The organism is Alphaproteobacteria bacterium, from assembly GCA_035625915.1.
GTDB lineage: Bacteria > Pseudomonadota > Alphaproteobacteria > JACZXZ01 > JACZXZ01 > DATDHA01.
Genome location: DASPOR010000214.1, coordinates 34,783 through 52,937, shown reverse-complemented (window position 1 = coordinate 52,937; position 18,155 = coordinate 34,783). Strand labels below are relative to the sequence as shown.

The window sequence follows — 18,155 nt, the reverse complement described above, 5'->3', positions numbered from 1 at the left end:
GGATGCCGCGCTTGATGTAATCGATCGCCACCGATTTGGTAAGTCCGATTACGGCCGCCTTGCTTGCGCCATAAACGAAGCGATTCAAGATGCCACTCACCGAGCCTGATACCGACGCCATATTGATGATCGAGCCCCGACCCTTCTCCAGCATTGCCGGAAGGAACGTTTTGATCGTGTAAAACATCGATTTCGCGTTAAGATTCATCGCGAGATCCCATTCCGGCTCCCTGGCCTCGAGGACATTGCCGTGGTGGACATAGCCCGCGCAGTTGAAGAGGATATCGACGAAGCCGAGTTCATGCCCGAGTCGTTCGATGGCGGTAAAGTCCATCACATTGAGCCGCCGCACGCTGATACCTGGGATTTCGGATATCTCCCCTAGCGTCGTCTCGTTAATGTCAGTCGCGACAACTTCGGCACCTTCGCGTGCGAAAGCGAGTGCGCTTGCCCGGCCAATCCCTTGCCCTGCGGCCGTAATCAGCGCCTTCTTTCCTTGAAGCCGTCCGCTCACTCTTCGCCCCTTTTCGTTTCTGGGCGGATGGTAGAAGTGACATGGCACCTTTGGCAAGACGCGGGCCGCACACGGCTCCCTTCGCTTCACATCCCCGTCGGCAAGGCTATACTGCGAGCATACGATCCAATCGATGTGAGATATTCCATGGCCGAAGTCGCCGCCCTCACCATTCGTCTAAATCCTTCGGACAATATCGCGGTCGCCCGGGCCGATATTCTTCCTGGCACCAATATTCCGGGCGAGGGTGTGAGTGCCCGAACCCATATACCCTCCGGCCATAAGATCGCAACGCGCGCCATCGCCAAGGGTGAGCCAATCCTGCGCTATGGGCAAATAATCGGCTTTGCCGAGTCCGCGATCTCGGCGGGGGAACATATCCATACACATAATTGCGGCATGCACGATTTTACCCGTGACTATGCCTATTGTGAAAACGCCAAACCGACCCAGTATATGAATGAACCCGCGAGCTTCGAAGGCATCGTGCGCGTGGACGGCCGTGTCGCCACCCGCAACTACATCGGAATCCTGACGTCGGTGAACTGCTCAGCCGGAACCGCACGACATATTTCCGACGCTTTCCGTACCAATCCCTTCACAGGCGAAGGGCTGCTTGTCGATTTTCCCAATGTCGACGGCGTCGTCGCTCTTACCCACAAGACGGGATGCGGCATGGCCGTCGACGGGGAAGGCATGGAGCTTCTCCATCGCACAATCGCCGGCTATGCGCGTCATCCGAACTTCTTCGGCGTGCTTATCCTTGGCCTTGGCTGCGAGGCCGCGCAAATAGGCGGGCTCATGCGCGCCGAGGAACTTTCCGAGGGTCCCTTGCTCCAGACCATGACGATTCAAGAGACAGGCGGCGTCAGGAGGACCGTGCAGGAAGCCATTGCCCGGATCAAGGCGATGTTGCCCGATGCGAACAAGGTACGCCGCAATGCCGTACCTGCCTCCAACATCACAATCGGCCTTCAGTGCGGCGGCTCCGACGGATATTCGGGCATTTCGGCCAACCCCGCTTTGGGTGCGGCCTCCGACCTCATCGTACGCCACGGGGGCACCGTCATCCTCTCCGAAACGCCCGAAACGTATGGGGCGGAGCACCTTCTGACACGGCGGGCGGTCAGCCCCGGGGTCGGCGCCAAGCTCGTCGAGCTCATGAATTGGTGGGAAAACTACACGGCTAAGCACGGCGGCGAAATGAACCACAATCCTTCGCCCGGCAACAAGGCGGGCGGCATTTCGACGATTCTGGAAAAGTCGCTCGGTGCGGCCGCCAAGGCCGGTACGACGAACCTGGTCGATGTCTATAAATACGCGGAACCCGTGACGGCCAAGGGTTTCGTGTTCATGGACACGCCCGGCTATGATCCTGTTTCCGCGACAGGCCAGGTCGCGGGTGGCGCCAACGTAATTTGCTTCACGACGGGACGGGGCTCCGTCTTCGGCTGCAAGCCCTCGCCGTCACTCAAGCTGGCGACAAACACTTCGCTTTACCACCGGATGAGCGACGATATGGACATTAATTGCGGAACGATCGTAGACGGTGCTGAGTCGGTCGAGGCGTGCGGGGCACGAATCTTCGATCTCATCCTCAAGACGGCGTCCGGCCAGAAGACGAAGAGCGAACTCCTCGGCATGGGCGAAGATGAATTCGCACCTTGGCAGATGGGTGCAGTGATGTAGTGCTTCAGCGGTGGAACTCCCGCAGCGCGCATGAAGCGCTCCACGCCCGGAGAGGCCCCGCTCGTCGTACCATCCCCTAAGAGAGTTCGGCTTCAATCCAACGCACAAGCGCCAACAGTGTGCGGTCGTGCTTGAAACGCCCTACGAACTGCAGACCGATCGGCAGGCCGTGCGGCCCGGTTGCAAAAGGGATCGTCACGCACGGAACGTGAAGCAACGTCCAGAGTCGGTTGAAAATGGGATCGCCCGTCGCGTTCAGTCCGAGAGGCGCCTCACCCGGCGCGCTCGGGGTCATCACAAGGTCGAATTTTTCAAGGAGGGCGTCGAATGCAGCTCGCGCGATTGCCGTGCGTTGGAGGGCCGCAGAATATCGCCCTTCAGAGATCGTGCGGGATTCCTCAAGAAAGTCGAGAAGCTTTTGACTTAGCTGACTCGCGTGGTCGCGCAGTTCCACCGCGTAGGAGAGGCGCGCCTCGAACGCCATGACGACATGCTGGGCTTCGGTGAGCCCTTGGCAAGCTTCCGGCAACATGAGGTCGACAGTCTCGACACCGTGCCGTTGAAGCTCGGCCGCCGCCGTGTCCATCGCAACGACGGTGGCGGGCCCCGCCTCCCTCCAATGTTCGGTCCGGCAAATGCCGATGCGGCGCGGACGCTCAACCGCCAAATCCGGCGTTCTGAGATTGTCGCCCATGAGGACGCGGGCAATCAATTCGGTGTCTTCGACCGAGCGAGAGAAAGTGCCGACGGTATCAAGGGAAGGGGCAAAGGGTTTGGCACCCATCATCGAGACGACACCATGACTCGGTTTGAATCCGATGACACCGCAGAAAGCCGCTGGCCGAATCACCGAGCCCGCGGTCTGGCTGCCGATCGCAAGCGGCACCATGTAGTCCGCCACGGCCGCCGCCGATCCACTCGATGAGCCGCCTGGCGTATGAGCCCGGTTATGGGGGTTAGAGGTTTTTCCCGGCGTGAAATACGCGAACTCGGTAGAGACCGTCTTACCGAGCACGATGGCGCCGGCCGCCACCAGCAATTCGACCGCCGCAGCATGGGCGCTCGGCCGGTTATGCCGATAGATGTCAGAGCCATAGGTAGTGGGCATGTCAGCCGTGTCGAAGATGTCCTTGATTCCGACCGGCACACCGTGAAGCGCGCCACGCGGCGCCTCGGCGTCGTGCGTGCGCGCCATTTCGCGCGCGGAATCCGGGTCGAGATGCTGCCACGCACCGACGGTGCGCTCGCGCTTGGCGATGCGCGTGAGGCATGCCTCGACAAGGTCAATTGAACTGAGCTCGCCGCGCGCAATGCGGCGCGCAGCTTCGCTCGCACTAAAATTGTTCGGCTGCGACTCGCCGGCTACCGCGGGATTTGTCATTTTTTACCTTTGTCAGGACGCCGTGCCGTCGGTATCCGTCATCGGCTGTCAAGTTCTTTCGTCGACCTAGATTGCCGCACCGCCGCGGGAGAATCCAGCGCCAGGCACCAACTCATTAGGCCAGTCGTTAGAAAAACCTAATTTTCAAGGCGCTTGCCTTTTCAAGACCCCCCATGCTTGCCTAGCGGCGACGAAGAAACGGGGACGCGCGCGTTCAATTGCGTGGAGGCAAGCCGTGTCTGACCGAACCGCCCATTCCGCCGCGAGTTCCGCTGGCAAGTCGTCGACCAGAGCGACGCTGTCGAGCTATGCCCTGACACTCGCCATTCTTGCGGGTATCGCCGCAATTTCCTCCGGTTTCGGCTGGCGCCTTGGCCTGTGGTACTTCCGGGACGGATTCAAGATCCTGGAGTATTCGGTCTATGTTGCGATCGCCGCCGGCCTTCTTTCGCTCGTCGCCCTTTTCTGGCCGCGCCAACGAATCCGGCGATCGGGCACCCTCGCCGCGTTGTGTGGCCTCGCCGTCAGCGTTGTGATCGCCGGTTATCCCGCGTATTTCCGTTACGTGATCCTGCCATCGAAGCCATACATCCACGACATCACAACCGATACCGAAAACCCCCCGGCCTTTGTCGCTGCAGTGGCACTCCGCCAAGGTGCGGAGAATTCTGCCACATATGGCGGGCCGGATATCGCAAAGCAACAGTTGGCGAGCTATCCCGATATCAAGCCCGCCTTTTTCAATGCACCACCCGATCAGGTATTCGCTGCCGCGCTCTCGCTCGTCAAGGAATCAGGTTGGACAGTGACGGCGGACGCTCCCGCCGAGGGACGCATTGAGGCATTCGATACGACCCTCTGGTACGGCTTCAAGGACGATATCGTGCTCCGAATTATTGCGGATGGCTCGGGAACTCGGCTGGATATGCGCTCAGAATCGCGCTACGGCCGAAGCGATTTTGGCGTCAATGCCAGACGAGTCGCGAAGTTTCTTGCGGCACTGCAGGATCGAATGGCGTCGCGGTAGCGCCAAATCACCCTATTCAAGCACAGTCGTCCGATGCCGAGGGCGCCGGGAGGCCGTGCGGCTGTGCAGTCCGCAAGGGCAGCTCCTTGAGGAAAAACACCGTAATCAGAGCGATTGCGGAAATGGCAGCCCCCGTCAAAAAGACGACGGTGAATGATTGCTCCAAAGCCATCACGAGTAGCCGGCGCGCCGATTCACCAAGCTTACCGATGTTGCTCGTATCGCCGTGCAGAAGGTCGAAGGCTGGACGGTCGCCCATCGTTTCGTGACCGGGCACACGTGCAATCCGCCTATCGAGCTCACTGAGCAGCACCGACCCGAGCAGAGCCACGCCGAAAGATCCGCCCATCGAGCGGAAGAAATTCACGGCGGCGGTGCCCGTGCCGAGGTCTCGCAGATCGACGGCGTTTTGTATCGTGACCACCATGATCGGCAGCACCATTCCGATCCCCAAACCGACGAGCGCCATAAAACAACCGGACTCGATGCGGCCGGTACGCGCATCCATCGTCGAAAGAAGTACGAACGCGAATGTTGCAATGGCGAGCCCAAGGATTGGAAATATCTTGTACCGTCCGGTGTGGCTGACAATGCGCCCAGCCGCATAAGCGCCAGCGACGATGGCACCGGTAAGTGGAATCAACAAAAACCCGGACTGTGACGCCGTCTCGCCGGATACGAGCTGGAGGAACAACGGAAGAAATATGATGGCGCCGAACATCGCCATCGAGGACAGGAAGGATCCGATGCTAGCAACGGTGAATATGCCGATCCTGAATAGACGAAGAGGAATAATAGGCTCGCGCGCAATCCGCTCCCTCAATACGAAGGCGGCCAAAAGTACGAGACTTGCGACCACGAGCCCGATTAGATTCGGCGACGACCAGGCCATCTCGACGCCGCCCCAGGTCGTTGCAAGAACGAGCAGGGTTATAGCACTCACTAACAGCGTAGCACCCACATAATCGATCTCGCGGCGCGCCGTCCGCGGGACTGTGAGCTTGCGGAGCGTCTTATTGCATATGAGAATCGCGACCACGCCGATCGGAATGTTGATCCAGAAAACCCATCGCCAAGTGAGGTGATCCGAGAAAAATCCACCGAGCACCGGACCGGCAACGCTGGTGGCGGCAAAGACGCTCGAAAAATAACCCTGATAGCGCCCTCGATCGCGGGGTGCGATCACATCGGCGATCGTGGCGTGCGCCATGGCCATGAGGCCGCCACCGCCAATTCCCTGCAGGGCGCGAGCGAGTATAAGTTCGGTCATCGTGCCGGCAATCGCGCAAAGGGTCGATGCGACCAGAAAAATACCGATCGCCACCTGCAGCATGACCTTCCGGCCGTAAAGGTCCGATAGCTTTCCGTAGATTGGGGTCGCAGCGGTCGAAGTGAGCAAATAGCCGGAAACAACCCATGACATGTGCTGGATGCCATGAAGTTCGCGCGCGATTGTCGGCAGCGCTGTCGCCACGATCGTCTGATCGAGGCCGGCGAGTATCATTCCCAACATGACCCCGCTCAAAATCACGAGAATTTCGCGGTGGCCGAAGGCGGCGGGTGGAGCAGCGGATAGACGGCTTTCCATGCTTCGGCATTCCCTGTTTTCCGTCATCGCATGAGGCGGCAAACGCACGCAAGAGCCCCAAGAAGACAGCGTTGCGACCCCCGCCGTCAACGCTCGGCGTTTAAGATCGAAACGGTCGCTGATGCCGATTGTCCAACACCTCCGAGCAAAAAGGGGAGATGCGGGCTTTTTCGGTACAGACGCCTCGTGTGACGATTCCGATATTCGCCACATTAAGGGGGCGGGACCGGGAGCGAATTTCGGATTCAAGGCCACACGAGGAATATATTGTATTGAGCGTGGTATTCGGATTTGAAGTTCCTAATCGCGGATGCCAGCAAAATGCTGGGAACTTCAAATCCACCACTCTAGGCGGTCTTGTTGTCCCGACGACGCCGGAATGACATGCGAGGGTATCTATCGTGGAATTTGAAGGATGAAATCCAGCGAAGGGAAACTTCTACGAACAAAATTCGCTCAAAAAGTTATCCCCAACAATAGAAAGTGTTGACAGCGGCTTTGACCACAACATATGTTATTGGCGCTTGCACATCGTGTGCGCCCGCGTGTCGGTGTCCGGCGGGCTTTCAACCCGCCCCCGCCCGGCCCGCCCCGCGGCGGGTATTTTTTCGCAAAGGGGAACGATATGGCTGCGAAAAAGAAGACCGTGAAGAAAACTGCTAAGAAGCCGGCCAAGAAGAAGGCCGCGAAGAAGCGCTAGTATCGCGCGACGCGGGCCTGCATGCCCCCGCCGCGCGAGGGGATGCAGGCCCGCAGCCTTGATGGACCCCGGCGAGAAAATTCAAGCGCCGGGGTTTTCATTTCTTGGCCAATTGCTTCTCTCGCTAGAACCGAATGACGAGAAGGTGGTCGGTGCCTGACTCAGCCGCCCACACCTCGCCCTTGCGTCCGGCCATCTGACGGATATTCGCGTCGCGCCGAGGGAGTGCGAACGTCTCGAAGGTTTGCTTGACCGGATCGAACCGCAGAATCGCATTCGCACCCCAATCGCTGAGCCAAACTTCATCCTGCTCATCGACGTAGATCGCGTAGGGTTGGGGATGCGCGCCTGGAAGTTTCCAACCTTGCCACGTCCCGTTTTTAGAGTCGTAACACGCCAGTTGACCTGCGTTCCACTCGCTAACCCAGATGCCACCTTTTGAATCCGACCACACGCGCCGGGCCCCTTGGTCGTGCGTCGGCGGCTCGATGACCTTGACCTCGCCGCTATCAATGTCGATACGGCCCAGATAATTGCCTGCAAGCGACGCGAAGAAGACCGCACCTTGGGGCGTTGTCGTAATTCCATAGGGACCGGCCCCCTTTGGAGCATCGTAAACCTGCATTCCGCCGGTGCGAGGATCGAGAACACCGTAGACGCCATTTTGCCCGGTGAACCACAGAATTCCTCGCCGATCGAAGGTCGCCGTATTGAGATTTGCGAGCTCATTCCCGTGCGGCGGCAACTTGTACGTGTCGATCTTCTGGGTTTGCGGATCGACTCGCACGATCGCATTGAGCCCACCGTCCGTGATCCACGGCGCGTCATCGGGGCCCACGATCACGCCGTGAGGTGCTGCGTTCTCGCCGAGGGGAATAAGCGTCACTTTGCCGGTCTTGGGGTCAAGGTGGCCGAGCGCACCCGCACGCTGTGCCGTGTACCAGACGGTTCCATCGGCGGCGGGAAAGACATCGTGCGGTTCAGCACCTTCCGGCAAGGGAAATGCCTGCATCGTATAGTCCGCATGCGCCGACACGGAGACCACAATTGCAAAGCCGAGTGAGAGCGCGCTGACCATGACGTGCCGCATCGAATCCCCCTCCAAGCGCCGAAGTAGCAATTAAGAGTCTGGGGTCGCCGGGCTATCCGCGCAAGGGCCGTTGGAATCCATCGAATCGATATAGCTCAAATCGCGTTTAGGGACATCGGATCGCAGGCCTTGCGAAAAGACACTATTGCGTGCAGCCGAAATAACCATCGAGTTTCTCGATCCGCTCGGCAATCAGCCGCGCTCGCCCGGCGGTGTATCGGTTCGGCGCCTCGGGGGACCAGCGGCGAGGATTCGGCAATACGGCTGCAAGGAGTGCGGCTTCTCGCTGCGTCAGGCGGGACGCGTCTTTATGAAAGTAGATGCGCGCCGCCGCCTCGGCGCCATATATGCCATCGCCCCACTCGATGACATTGAGATAGACTTCGAGAATCCGCTGCTTCGGCCACAGGGCATCGACCGTCAGGGCCAAACCAGCCTCGATGGCCTTGCGGAAAAATCCCCCACCTGGCCAAAGGAAAAGATTTCGCACGGTCTGCATGGTGATCGTGCTGGCGCCCCTTAATCTGTTTTCTATCTCATATTCATCGACCGCTTGGGAGACCGCCTGCCAATCGATCCCATGATGAAAGCAGAATCGATTGTCCTCCGACGCGATCACAGCGCGCCGTAGCTCGAGCGAAATATCTCGGAATGGGACCGTCTGGTGACGGATCGTGCCAGCCGCGGGAAGCCGCAACAGCATGAGAGGCGTCAGCGGCGGATCGACCCAGCGATAGAGAAGGATGAGCGCAAACCAAATGCCGACGACGGCCACTGCCAAGCGCAGCAAAATGCCGATAAAACGACGCAACCCTTGTCGAACGATACCCACCCTGACCACGGTTCCGGATCGCCTCAGCCGCTCCTGCATCTTTGGTGCGTCAATAAACAAATCCCTACCCGATACGGCACAGAGTACATTTGAGGGCCGCCTCTTCGATATAGTTCGTCGACGCGCGATCCCAAGCAACGATCTGCCGAGATCGCGCCCTTTGCCGCGGGTTCCGGTTGCAATCGCGGGGCGACTCACCCCAATCCGCCACTTCGCGGGCAGCCGCCCGCCATTGGGCGCTTGTGACTGGCCGATACCAATTATTCCCGCGCTCGATTACCCTGGGCATTCAAACTCTTTCGGCCAAGCAGCTCGCCTCCGACGGCAAGGGAGAACAGAAATGGCCAATCCCCGCATCCCTTTTCGAATGTCGTTTGGCCGTCCGCATCTTGAGCCGCTTGAAGGAAAGCCACTCATGGTTCATATCGTCGTCAACGTCGAACACTGGCCATTCGATCAGAAGATGCCGCGCACGATCCTTCCTCCACCCCATGGCCTCGACCAAGTGCCGGACGTGCCCAACTTCGCTTGGGCAGAGTACGGACTGCGTTGCGGTATCCCCCGCATCCTCACGCTCCTGGAGGACCGAACCCTTCCGGCTTCAGCGAGTATCAATGCAAGTGTGATTGAGGCCTATCCGTCCTGTGCGGAAGCAATTCTGGAGGCCGGCTGGGAATTTGTCGGCCACGGCATGCACCAGCGCTCGATCCAAGACGCTGGCGACGAGGCGGCAGTCATCGAATTGGCGCTCGACAAGATAGCGCGGTTTGCCGGACGCCGTCCGCGTGGTTGGCTCGGCCCCGGGCTCCGGGAATCGTTCGAGACGCCAGATCTTCTTAAAGCCGCGGGAATCGAGTACCTCTTCGATTGGGTAATCGACGATTTGCCAAGCTGGCTGGACACTGCAAGCGGCCCTCTTCTGTCGATGCCTTACACGCTCGAACTCAACGACAGCGTGATCTACGCGGTCGAGCGTCATCCCTCGCCGGAAATTTATCGCCGCTTCACCGATACACTCGAAGTCTTCGATTGGGAATTGCGGCAGCAACCGCGCGTGCTCACGTTGGGGCTTCATCCACACTTGATCGGTGTGCCCCATCGCTTCGTATATCTCCAGAAAATACTTGATGTGCTGCTCGACCGCGAAGACGTCATATTCGTGACGGGTGGCGCCATTGCCGATTGGTACGTCGAAGCCGAACGTAGCGCCATGGGGCGCGGCAGGCAGTGAATGCAATTCCTCCACGCTGTCGCTGTTTCTCTCCGAATAACCACGGAAACATAGTATGGTACTAAAAACCCAAGCGAGCCGGATAAATGATCTCGCTTGGCTTGCCGTCTCTTTTGTCCTTGTCTTTACCGTTTACGGTTTCGGCAGACATGCCTCGGTTGGGAAAGTCGATCAATGGTATGCGACCCTTTTGAAGCCCGAGTGGGCGCCACCCAATTCTGTATTAAGTTCCGTCTGGTCGGTCCTCTACGCCTTAATGGCCTTGGCCGCATGGCTGGTTTGGCGCGAAAGCGGCTGGCGAAACGGCAAGCGAGCGTTGCTTCTTTACGCGGGACAGCTGACCTTCAATTTCCTTTGGCCAATTCTCTTCTTCGGGCTCGAATGTCCGTTTGCCGCAATGATAGATGCAATGGTTCTATGGGCCGTCCTGCTCGCGACTCTGCTCGATTTTCGCCTTCATTCGACCCTCGCAACGGCAGCCCTCGTGCCGTATCTCTTGTGGGTCAGCTATGCCGTTTGTCTCAATTCGACCGTCTGGCGGCTCAATGCTTGATCACTACGACTCGATCCGACGCCAAATGATCCCGAATTTGTCTCATCAATGTCCCATCTTCGTTCCAATATTTTGCGCTGCCGTTTGCCGTTGTTGACCGCTTGGGCCGTGCGCCCTCGATTGAATTGTGGGGGCGCTGTTCGGGCGGCGCTGGCTCGATGGGGTATTTTCACGTAGCCGCCTGGTTTAAATCTCAAAACATGAGGAAGACAATGAAGATAGCAAAGTCCTCGGTCTTGTTCGCGATTTTGATGTCCCTTTCCGCTGTCCCGGCGACTGCGGTCGGTCCCGCCGCCGATCCGGCGGCGGCAGCTAATCTCTTGGCGCTCGTAAATCGGGCGCGCAGCGATGCCGGGCTCGCTCCCGTGCATCCGAACGCGGAGCTGACTGCGGTCGCTCAATCGATGGCGGACGACCTGGCGCGGCGTGGCGTTCTCTCACACGTGGACAGCAATGGCGCCGGGATAGATGCCCGTTTCCTGCAAGCTGGCTATCGGTACTCGATCGCCGTCGAAGTGGTTGCAGCACCGCATGCAGATCCTCAGGAAGTCATTGCCGACTGGATGGCGAACCCGTCCAATCGAGAGCAGATCCTCACCGACGATCTGAATGACGCGGGCGTCGGGTACGCTACGACGGCGACCAACAATTCCTCTGGGCCGGCGTCAGGCTTTTGGGTCCTCGACATGGGCTCGCCCATCGTTGTTCACTTTTGACGCCGATCTTCGAATTCGCCGGCGGGTAACCGCGCAATAAAGCAATGTATTGTGCATCGTACGCTCGCCAAGATGTTCGAAAGCCACCAGGGTTGAGCTAGTGTAGGGCGTCCCGGTGCTCCACGGAGAAGACGTGGGCATAGAGATTTGAAATCCATTGTTTGCCCTCCTGCGTCACGCGCAAATATCGAAGGGCGTCGGCGATATAGGGGTTGACGAGGTTCCAGAAGAAGCCGGGATACGCCGCGCGCAAATCGGCAGAGTTGCGATAGCCCAACTTTTCGGCCGTGCCGGTCTCCTGAAATTCGGCGAATAATGCTGGGATCTTCCGCAGATAATCGATATCCGCGAGCTGTCCAGTCAGATCAGATGCGCGGACGAGCCCTGGATAATCGCTGGTCGGCGCATGCGTTTCATCCTGAGGTACCGGAAAGCGCGTATGCTCGATATTCGCCTCGACAATCTCCGTGTCGATCTTCGCGAGCGTACCCTTCCCGAAGCGCTCGCGCACAAAGAGCTTTGATCGAGTGACGTGATGGGGGGTCAGCGACACATCCGTGGAACCCGGCGCCAGTTCCATGGTATCGCCCTGAAAGCTGATGACATAGCGCCCGTCGCGATCGCCTCTGCAGACGCCGCGCACATAGCCAATGTCGTGGCAGAGCAGGGAAATGATGAAGTGCAGCCAGTCATGCGGCGTCACCCCACCCTCGCTGATATGCTTGCCGCGCAGGACCTCCTGGCCCAGCAACGTCACCATGATCGTATGCGCCATGTCATGGTATGGCGCATCGCTGTTGGCAATATTCTCGAGGGCCAGGTTTCCCACGAATTCGATGATTCCCGGATAACCGGGTTCCAGCAGGCCGTATATGCGCTTATACATTTCCTGCAAGTGGTCGACAAATGCGTCGATGACGAGCCGCGTTGGATTAAACATTCGACCCTCCCGCGAAACAGGCTAATCCTGTACCATCTCCGTCGAACGAAATAATGTAGCGCAGCCGCGAAGTGCCATTCCCGCTATCGCGAGTAGCGAATGACACATTCTCGCGCGGGTGGGCGCGCGATGCAAAGGTCCAAATAAGGGAATGCCGGCCCCCCTCGTCGCGGGCCGTGCCACCACACCCCGTCGACGAGTAGCCAGGCGATTGCGGTGAGCCTATTCGACGGCCGCTTTGCCCCTTGCTCCGAAATTAAGCCGCTCTTTTGTCGCAAGAGCGCTCGCGGCAGGCTTCGCTCTGTCAGCAGCCTGCATTACTGACCATACGCGGCAACAAGATCTTGCAAATGCGACTTCAGTAACGACACGTGTTCCATAAAGGATTTGGGAGCCTCGCCTTTTGGCATGGGGGAAAAGCCCTTTCCCACTTCCGCGCGCAACGCCTGCAACAGAGTACCGTCGGGCGAGCTGAGATAATAACGGCCTGTTTGTCGATCTCGGTCGCCCGAGACGCAAAGCGTGCGCTCCGTCCCGGGCTCTTTGAAAATCCCAAATCCGATCGAATCACCATCGTCGTTCGAAATCGAGATGTCGGTGAATTTGCATTGAGGGTTTTTCGCACTAAGCCCAAAGCCCTTGCAGATTCCGGGGTCGAGTTGCTCGTCTTTGGTGCCATGGCGGGATGCCAGATCGACCAGACTTGACCACAGCGCAGCGGTTTCCGAATCGGCCGCTGCAAAAGCGGGCGACGCCACCGCATCATGAACGAGAACCGTCAGCGTCGCAAAACCTTGGGGCACAAGGAGTGCCGTGGCATACATCACCACTGCAACCAGCGCGCATTGCTTTCTCATCGGCAAGCCCTTGAACCTATCGGCTCCTATCGGCGACTCAGTCAGCCTAGGGGACGGCTGCGGCGAATGGAATACCCTTTTATCATGCGACGCCAATACGAGCGATCGATCTAGCCGCATCCTGAGCTGCGTGTCCTGGGTGTAAGGTGCTACCGGCATTTCCAAATTTGATTTGCAACGGCGCCAGGGCATAATGACGTAAAGAGAATCCGCCTCAGGGATATCCATCCATGGCAGGCGTTTACGACGCGATAGTCATTGGCGCTGGACATAACGGGCTGACTGCCGCGGCCTACTTGGGCAGGGCACGATTCAAAACGCTGGTCCTCGAGCGTCGCCACATCGTCGGCGGCGCAGCCGTCAGCGAGGAGTTCCATCCTGGCTACCGCAACTCGATCGCATCCTATTCGCTCGGCCTGTTTCGCTCCGAAATAAGTCGTGATCTCAATCTCAAGCAGCACGGGTTGCGAGCGATCCCCTATCGCGGCGCGGTCGATCTGCTGAGCGACGGCCGGGCTATCTTGCTGACGGGCGACGAAGGCCACGACCAAATGGTTATCGGCCGCTTTTCGAACCGGGACTACGAGGCAATGAAAGCGCTGCGTGCTCGATTGCTGCGAGTCGGCGATATCGTGCGCCGCCTCTGGCTCCGCGCGCCGCCCGATCTTGCGGGTGGACTCGACTCGCTTCTTGGCGCGGTGGCCATCGGCCGGCAGCTTCGGAAGTTGAGCCTGGAAGATCGGCACTTCTTGATTCAAATGTTTACATTGAGTGCCGAGGATCTCGCAGCGCGCTGGTTCGAGAGCGACACGGTCCGTCAGATCTACACTGTGCACTGCGTCAGCAGTAATTTCGCGAGCCTTCGAGCACCGGGCTCGGCGGTGCCGTTTCTCCTCAACGTCATGGGCGAGCTCGATGGTGTGCGATACAGATGGGGGGTCGCCAAAGGAGGCATGGGTGCGGTCAGCGAGGCACTAGCCGCATCCGCGCGCAAAAATGGCGTCGAGATACGAACGTCGGCCCCAATCGCGCGGATAATGGTCGAGAACGGCCGTGCCGAAGGGGTTCGGCTCGAGAGTGGCGAGGAGGTCCGCGCACGGGTCGTACTTGCAAACACGGATCCCAAGCGCACCTTTCTTCACCTTGTCGGCAAGGAGCATCTGGACGCGACCTTTGCCGCGGATATCGAGCGTTTTCGAATGGGAACGGCTTCGCTGCGCATGAATTTGGCACTTCGCGCGACTCCGGAATTTTCGGCCCTTCCCGGTGCCGAGGGCGAACTCGCACGGGGCTCGATCATCAACATGCTGCCAGATGTCGAGACGATGGAGAGAAACTATAATCTCGCCCGCAATGGCGAGCTCTCTGACGAACCATACGTAACGATCCAAATCGCCTCGGCACTCGACGATAGCTTGGCGCCCGACGGCCATCACGTCATGTCTCTGCTGTGTAAATACTACCCCTACCAGCTTTCAGGCGGGAGGAATTGGGATGATATCAAGGACCAGGTGGCCGATCGAATCCTTGCCGCCGTGGAGCGTCACATTCCGAATCTCGGCACGATCACGGTAGCTCGTCAGGTTCTCACGCCGCTCGATCTCGAGCGCATTTTCGGATTGACCGAAGGGTGCATATTTCACGGCCGCCATGAGCTTGACCAGTTATTCAGCCTCCGCCCACAGCCGCGGGCAGCACGTTATCGCACACCTATCCAAGCGCTCTATTTATGCGGTTCCGGTAGTCATCCAGGCGGTGGCGTGACCGGCGGTCCAGGACACAATGCCGCAATGCGCGTCATTAAGGATTTACGTCGAAAGGTCCGACCCGCGTAGAAAATTCCGCCTATCGAATCGCGCTTTTGCGCGCAGCAATTCGCTATCATGCTGTCGACGATTGCGAATCCCGTTCCGATCGGTCGTCGTTGGGGAGCCAAATGCGAAAAGTAATCGATGTCGAGTGCGATCTGCCGCCTGATGAGCATGGTCGGCCACGCAAATTCGAAACGACGACGCTCGTGCAAGGCTACGGCGATCCCGAACGAATGGAACCGCCGCCTGACTACGGATTTGCGAATTATGGCAGAATCTTTCGCTCCCGCGCACCACAACCGGAGGGCAGCACAAAAGTCGCGACGGGAATGTCGCTTGACGATTTCGTATCGCGCATGGATGAGGCCGGTGTGGTAACCGGTGTCGTTGGACGGGTCGCAAACGAAGAACTCGGCGGAATTGTCGCGAAATATCCCGGCCGGTTTCTGGGCCTCGCGTCGATAAGCCCCTTCGACGGCATGCGCGGCGTGCGAGCATTTGAGCGTGCCATTCGCGACTTCGGCCTGCATGGCCTACGGATCGCAGCCCTTTTCAACACGATCCCCGCGAGCGACCGCCGCTACTATCCGCTCTACGCGAAGTGCGTCGAACTCGACGTCCCCGTGCGAATTTACACATCGATGAACTATGCCAATGACAGGCCGTACGACTTGGGTCATCCGCGGCATCTTGACCAGGTTGCCATCGATTTCCCGGAATTGCGCATCATCGCGGGACTTAGCGGCTGGCCCTGGGTCGCGGACATGGTCGGTCTGTTACGTCGCCACCCCAATCTCTATTGCGATACGGCGGCACATCACCCGCGTTATTTCGCACAGGCAGGTTCGGGCTGGGAGCAGTTCCTGCAATTCGGCAATACGCTCCTGCAGGACAAGATAATGGTGGGCATATCGCTCGGAAGCGTTGGAATTCCCTATAAGGAATCGATTGCGCTTTACGAGGCGCTGCCCTTGAAGGATCATGTCATTGACAAATGGCTTTACAACAATGCGCGCAACTTTTTCCGGCTCGACTGACCCGCGATACATTGTTCGTCGAAATTGCGGTACTGGTGCATATCGCTTCAGGAGATGACGGCCCTCGCGTCCGCGGCGACGACGCCCATCCCACGAGGTTTGACGAAAAGCGGATTGATGTCGAGTTCCACGAGACGCTCGCCCAGCGCCGCAGCAAGTTCGCCAACCTTGACGAGGGTGTCTATGACGGCAGCAACGTCAAGCGGGGCATGCCCGCGGAAGCCCCCGAGCAAGGGCCAAATCCGCAGCCTCCGCAGCATCGCCTCGGCCATCTCGGGTGAAAGCGGTGCTAGCGCCACTTCGACGTCGCCGATCAGCTCGACCAGCACTCCACCTGAGCCGACCATTACCGCCGAGCCGAACTGCCCGTCGTACTTGACGCCGACGATCAACTCTGCCTCACCTGCCACCATTTCAGCCACAACGCATGCCGCGGCGTGGGGATCGACAGCGGCAAGCTTGGCACGCACATCATCGAAGGCGGCTTCGACATCGCGCTGATCGTTTAGCGAAGTTCGCACGAGGCCGGCGTCGCTTTTATGCACCACCTTTTTGCTGACCCCCTTGAGGACAACAGGAAATCGGATCGCCTGTGCCGCCTCCACCGCTTCCTCGCGCGTGCGCACGAGCTGTTCCCGCGTCACGCGCACGCCTGCCGCGGCAAGCAACGATTTAGTCTCGGGCTCGGTCAGGTACCCGCCATGTGGCACCCGTCCGCGAAACCGACGCGGCGCCGGTTTGGCAGGCGCTCCCGCCTGTGGACGATACTCGAAATACGCACGCATGAGACGGATAGCGTCATCGATGCGGTCGCAGTAAGGAATGCCTTTCTCGCGGATGATCGCGCGTACCTCTGTCGCGACCGAGCCCGGCGTGAGTGCCATTAGCGCCGGTGTGTTCGAGGTAAGAAGGCCGTTCGCGATTCCCGTCACCGAGGCCTCATAGTTCGGAATCGTCGTCAGCGGGACGAACACAACCCCAACGTTGGAATCGGCAGCCACCGCGGCGGCGATAGGCTCGGCGATTACCTTCGCTTCGCCCGCGTCCTGCCGGCGGGCTCCCATATCGACTGGATTATCGAGATGATCGGGAAGTATTGCGAAGGATAGCGCCTTGCGCGTCTTGTCTTCGAAGCGCGCGAGCCTCAGGCCTACATCAGCCAATCGGTCCGCAACAATTCCGTTCATACCTCCCGAGGACGACACAATGCCTAGGGTCTCGCCGCGCGCTGGGCCGTAGCGAATCAGGAAATTCGCCAGCATCACCATCACGTCGGGATCGTCGACAAGGACGGCGCCGGCCTCGCGACTTGCGGCCGCGAACACCGGATAAGCGCCGGCGAGGCTCGCCGTGTGCGAGCGTGCGGCTTGCTCCCCTTGCGCACTGCGGCCGGTTTTCAGCACGACCACGGGCTTACCCTCTCGCCGGGCGCGTTGCAGCAGTTCGAGATAGCGTTTCCCGTCTGGCAGGCCCTCGATGTGCAAACAGATGGCCTGGGTATCGGGATCGCCGATCATGTGCTCGAAGAAATCGCTTATATCGAGATCGACCTGGTTGCCAACGGAGATAATCTGACTAAAGCCGATCGCCTGGTCGTGGGCGCGGTTATAGACGGAAAGCATCAAGGCTCCACTCTGCGAGACGAGCCCGATATGGCCGCGGTGAATTTTCTCGACATCGAGAACGCGCGCCGACGTAAGCGCCATTCCATTGCGAAAATTGATGAGGCCGAGACAATTCGGTCCGACAAGTCGCATGCCCGACTGCGCGGCGATCGCCGCTATTTCGCGCTGCGCTTGCTCGCCTTCAGGACCAGCCTCGGCAAACCCTGCGGTAATGATGACGCAGCAACCAACATGGGCGTCGGCGCATTCGCGGAGCGTGTTCGGCACAGCGGGTGCCGGCACCGCAATCACCGCGACATCGGCCTTTGGCGCATCGCCGATACGGGAATAGCATTTGCGCCCTTGCACCAGGTCGCGGCGCGTATTGATTGGCACGACGTCGCCCGCAAAACCATGCAAGGCGAGATAGTGCATGATGCGACCGCCCCACTTTCCGCGGTCATCGGAGGCGCCGAAGACAGCCACTCGTTTCGGCTCCAAAATCTCGCGTATTGTGAGGCGGGGAGCGCTCTTATTCGGCGCGCTCGTCATTTCATACTCCGACGACGCTGTGCGCGGTTGTCA

Annotated in this window: 15 protein-coding genes; 7 read left to right on the top strand and 8 right to left on the bottom strand. The window is 59.2% G+C overall.

From position 1 onward, the window contains the following. A partial coding sequence (locus VEJ16_17715) for an SDR family NAD(P)-dependent oxidoreductase (GenBank protein ID HYB11500.1) occupies positions 1-514 on the bottom strand: 514 nt, incomplete at its 3' end. Positions 515-661: 147 nt separating this feature from the next. Between VEJ16_17715 and VEJ16_17710 the strand changes: the two genes are divergently transcribed. Further along, a complete protein-coding gene (locus tag VEJ16_17710; protein ID HYB11499.1) occupies positions 662-2,203 on the top strand; it encodes an altronate dehydratase family protein in 1,542 nt (513 codons plus the stop codon). Between the two features lie 76 nt (positions 2,204-2,279). Here the strand turns inward: VEJ16_17710 and VEJ16_17705 are convergent, their stop codons facing one another. Further along, a complete protein-coding gene (locus VEJ16_17705; GenBank protein HYB11498.1) occupies positions 2,280-3,584 on the bottom strand; it encodes an amidase in 1,305 nt (434 codons plus the stop codon). Between the two features lie 235 nt (positions 3,585-3,819). Between VEJ16_17705 and VEJ16_17700 the strand changes: the two genes are divergently transcribed. Next, positions 3,820-4,611 carry a DUF1499 domain-containing protein gene (locus VEJ16_17700; GenBank protein ID HYB11497.1) on the top strand — a complete coding sequence of 264 codons (792 nt, stop codon included), beginning with the start codon at positions 3,820-3,822 and terminating at the stop codon, positions 4,609-4,611. Between the two features lie 16 nt (positions 4,612-4,627). Here VEJ16_17700 and VEJ16_17695 read toward each other — a convergent pair whose 3' ends face one another. The 3 genes from VEJ16_17695 to mtgA all read right to left on the bottom strand — a co-directional run bounded on the left by VEJ16_17695 (position 4,628) and on the right by mtgA (position 8,830). After that, a complete protein-coding gene (locus tag VEJ16_17695) occupies positions 4,628-6,199 on the bottom strand; it encodes an MDR family MFS transporter (GenBank protein HYB11496.1) in 1,572 nt (523 codons plus the stop codon). An 824-nt stretch (positions 6,200-7,023) separates the two neighbouring features. After that, complete coding sequence (locus tag VEJ16_17690; protein ID HYB11495.1) at positions 7,024-7,989, bottom strand: lyase; 966 nt, start codon at positions 7,987-7,989, stop codon at positions 7,024-7,026. Between the two features lie 142 nt (positions 7,990-8,131). Then, positions 8,132-8,830, bottom strand: a complete 699-nt coding sequence (mtgA, locus tag VEJ16_17685) for a monofunctional biosynthetic peptidoglycan transglycosylase (protein HYB11494.1) — start codon at positions 8,828-8,830, stop codon at positions 8,132-8,134. A gap of 358 nt (positions 8,831-9,188) precedes the next feature. On the opposite strand from mtgA, the gene VEJ16_17680 reads away from it, so the two are divergent. The 3 genes from VEJ16_17680 (at position 9,189) to VEJ16_17670 (ending at position 11,321) form a co-directional block, all read left to right on the top strand. Beyond that, positions 9,189-10,052, top strand: a complete 864-nt coding sequence (locus tag VEJ16_17680; GenBank protein HYB11493.1) for a polysaccharide deacetylase family protein — start codon at positions 9,189-9,191, stop codon at positions 10,050-10,052. Between the two features lie 55 nt (positions 10,053-10,107). Beyond that, positions 10,108-10,605, top strand: coding sequence for a TspO/MBR family protein (locus tag VEJ16_17675; protein HYB11492.1), 498 nt, complete (start codon positions 10,108-10,110; stop codon positions 10,603-10,605). Between the two features lie 212 nt (positions 10,606-10,817). Continuing rightward, positions 10,818-11,321 (top strand): CAP domain-containing protein, encoded by a 504-nt coding sequence (locus tag VEJ16_17670; protein ID HYB11491.1) that lies wholly within the window; start codon positions 10,818-10,820, stop codon positions 11,319-11,321. Between the two features lie 97 nt (positions 11,322-11,418). On the opposite strand, the gene VEJ16_17665 is transcribed toward VEJ16_17670, so the two are convergent. Together VEJ16_17665 and VEJ16_17660 are read right to left on the bottom strand one after the other, a co-directional pair. After that, positions 11,419-12,261 carry a metal-dependent phosphohydrolase gene (locus VEJ16_17665; GenBank protein HYB11490.1) on the bottom strand — a complete coding sequence of 281 codons (843 nt, stop codon included), beginning with the start codon at positions 12,259-12,261 and terminating at the stop codon, positions 11,419-11,421. A 317-nt stretch (positions 12,262-12,578) separates the two neighbouring features. Continuing rightward, positions 12,579-13,124, bottom strand: a complete 546-nt coding sequence (locus VEJ16_17660; GenBank protein ID HYB11489.1) for a hypothetical protein — start codon at positions 13,122-13,124, stop codon at positions 12,579-12,581. Positions 13,125-13,348: 224 nt separating this feature from the next. On the opposite strand from VEJ16_17660, the gene VEJ16_17655 reads away from it, so the two are divergent. Both VEJ16_17655 and VEJ16_17650 read left to right on the top strand, forming a co-directional pair. Continuing rightward, the gene (locus VEJ16_17655; GenBank protein ID HYB11488.1) at positions 13,349-14,953 is read left to right on the top strand and encodes an NAD(P)/FAD-dependent oxidoreductase; all 1,605 of its coding nucleotides are present in this window, start codon (positions 13,349-13,351) and stop codon (positions 14,951-14,953) included. Positions 14,954-15,054: 101 nt separating this feature from the next. Then, a complete protein-coding gene (locus tag VEJ16_17650) occupies positions 15,055-15,966 on the top strand; it encodes an amidohydrolase family protein (protein HYB11487.1) in 912 nt (303 codons plus the stop codon). 47 nt (positions 15,967-16,013) lie between these two features. Here VEJ16_17650 and VEJ16_17645 read toward each other — a convergent pair whose 3' ends face one another. Then, positions 16,014-18,056 (bottom strand): acetate--CoA ligase family protein, encoded by a 2,043-nt coding sequence (locus VEJ16_17645; protein ID HYB11486.1) that lies wholly within the window; start codon positions 18,054-18,056, stop codon positions 16,014-16,016. Positions 18,057-18,155: the final 99 nt, after the last annotated feature.

Excerpts from the sequence above, each read along its gene's own strand:
- VEJ16_17675 (HYB11492.1), top strand. The coding sequence starts at position 10,108 with ATGGTACTAAAAACCCAAGCGAGCCGGATAAATGATCTCGCTTGGCTT.
- VEJ16_17670 (HYB11491.1), top strand. The coding sequence starts at position 10,818 with ATGAAGATAGCAAAGTCCTCGGTCTTGTTCGCGATTTTGATGTCCCTT.
- VEJ16_17705 (HYB11498.1), bottom strand. The coding sequence starts at position 3,584 with ATGACAAATCCCGCGGTAGCCGGCGAGTCGCAGCCGAACAATTTTAGT.
- VEJ16_17710 (HYB11499.1), top strand. The coding sequence starts at position 662 with ATGGCCGAAGTCGCCGCCCTCACCATTCGTCTAAATCCTTCGGACAAT.
- VEJ16_17690 (HYB11495.1), bottom strand. The coding sequence starts at position 7,989 with ATGCGGCACGTCATGGTCAGCGCGCTCTCACTCGGCTTTGCAATTGTG.
- VEJ16_17695 (HYB11496.1), bottom strand. The coding sequence starts at position 6,199 with ATGGAAAGCCGTCTATCCGCTGCTCCACCCGCCGCCTTCGGCCACCGC.
- VEJ16_17665 (HYB11490.1), bottom strand. The coding sequence starts at position 12,261 with ATGTTTAATCCAACGCGGCTCGTCATCGACGCATTTGTCGACCACTTG.
- VEJ16_17650 (HYB11487.1), top strand. The coding sequence starts at position 15,055 with ATGCGAAAAGTAATCGATGTCGAGTGCGATCTGCCGCCTGATGAGCAT.
- VEJ16_17655 (HYB11488.1), top strand. The coding sequence starts at position 13,349 with ATGGCAGGCGTTTACGACGCGATAGTCATTGGCGCTGGACATAACGGG.
- VEJ16_17680 (HYB11493.1), top strand. The coding sequence starts at position 9,189 with ATGTCGTTTGGCCGTCCGCATCTTGAGCCGCTTGAAGGAAAGCCACTC.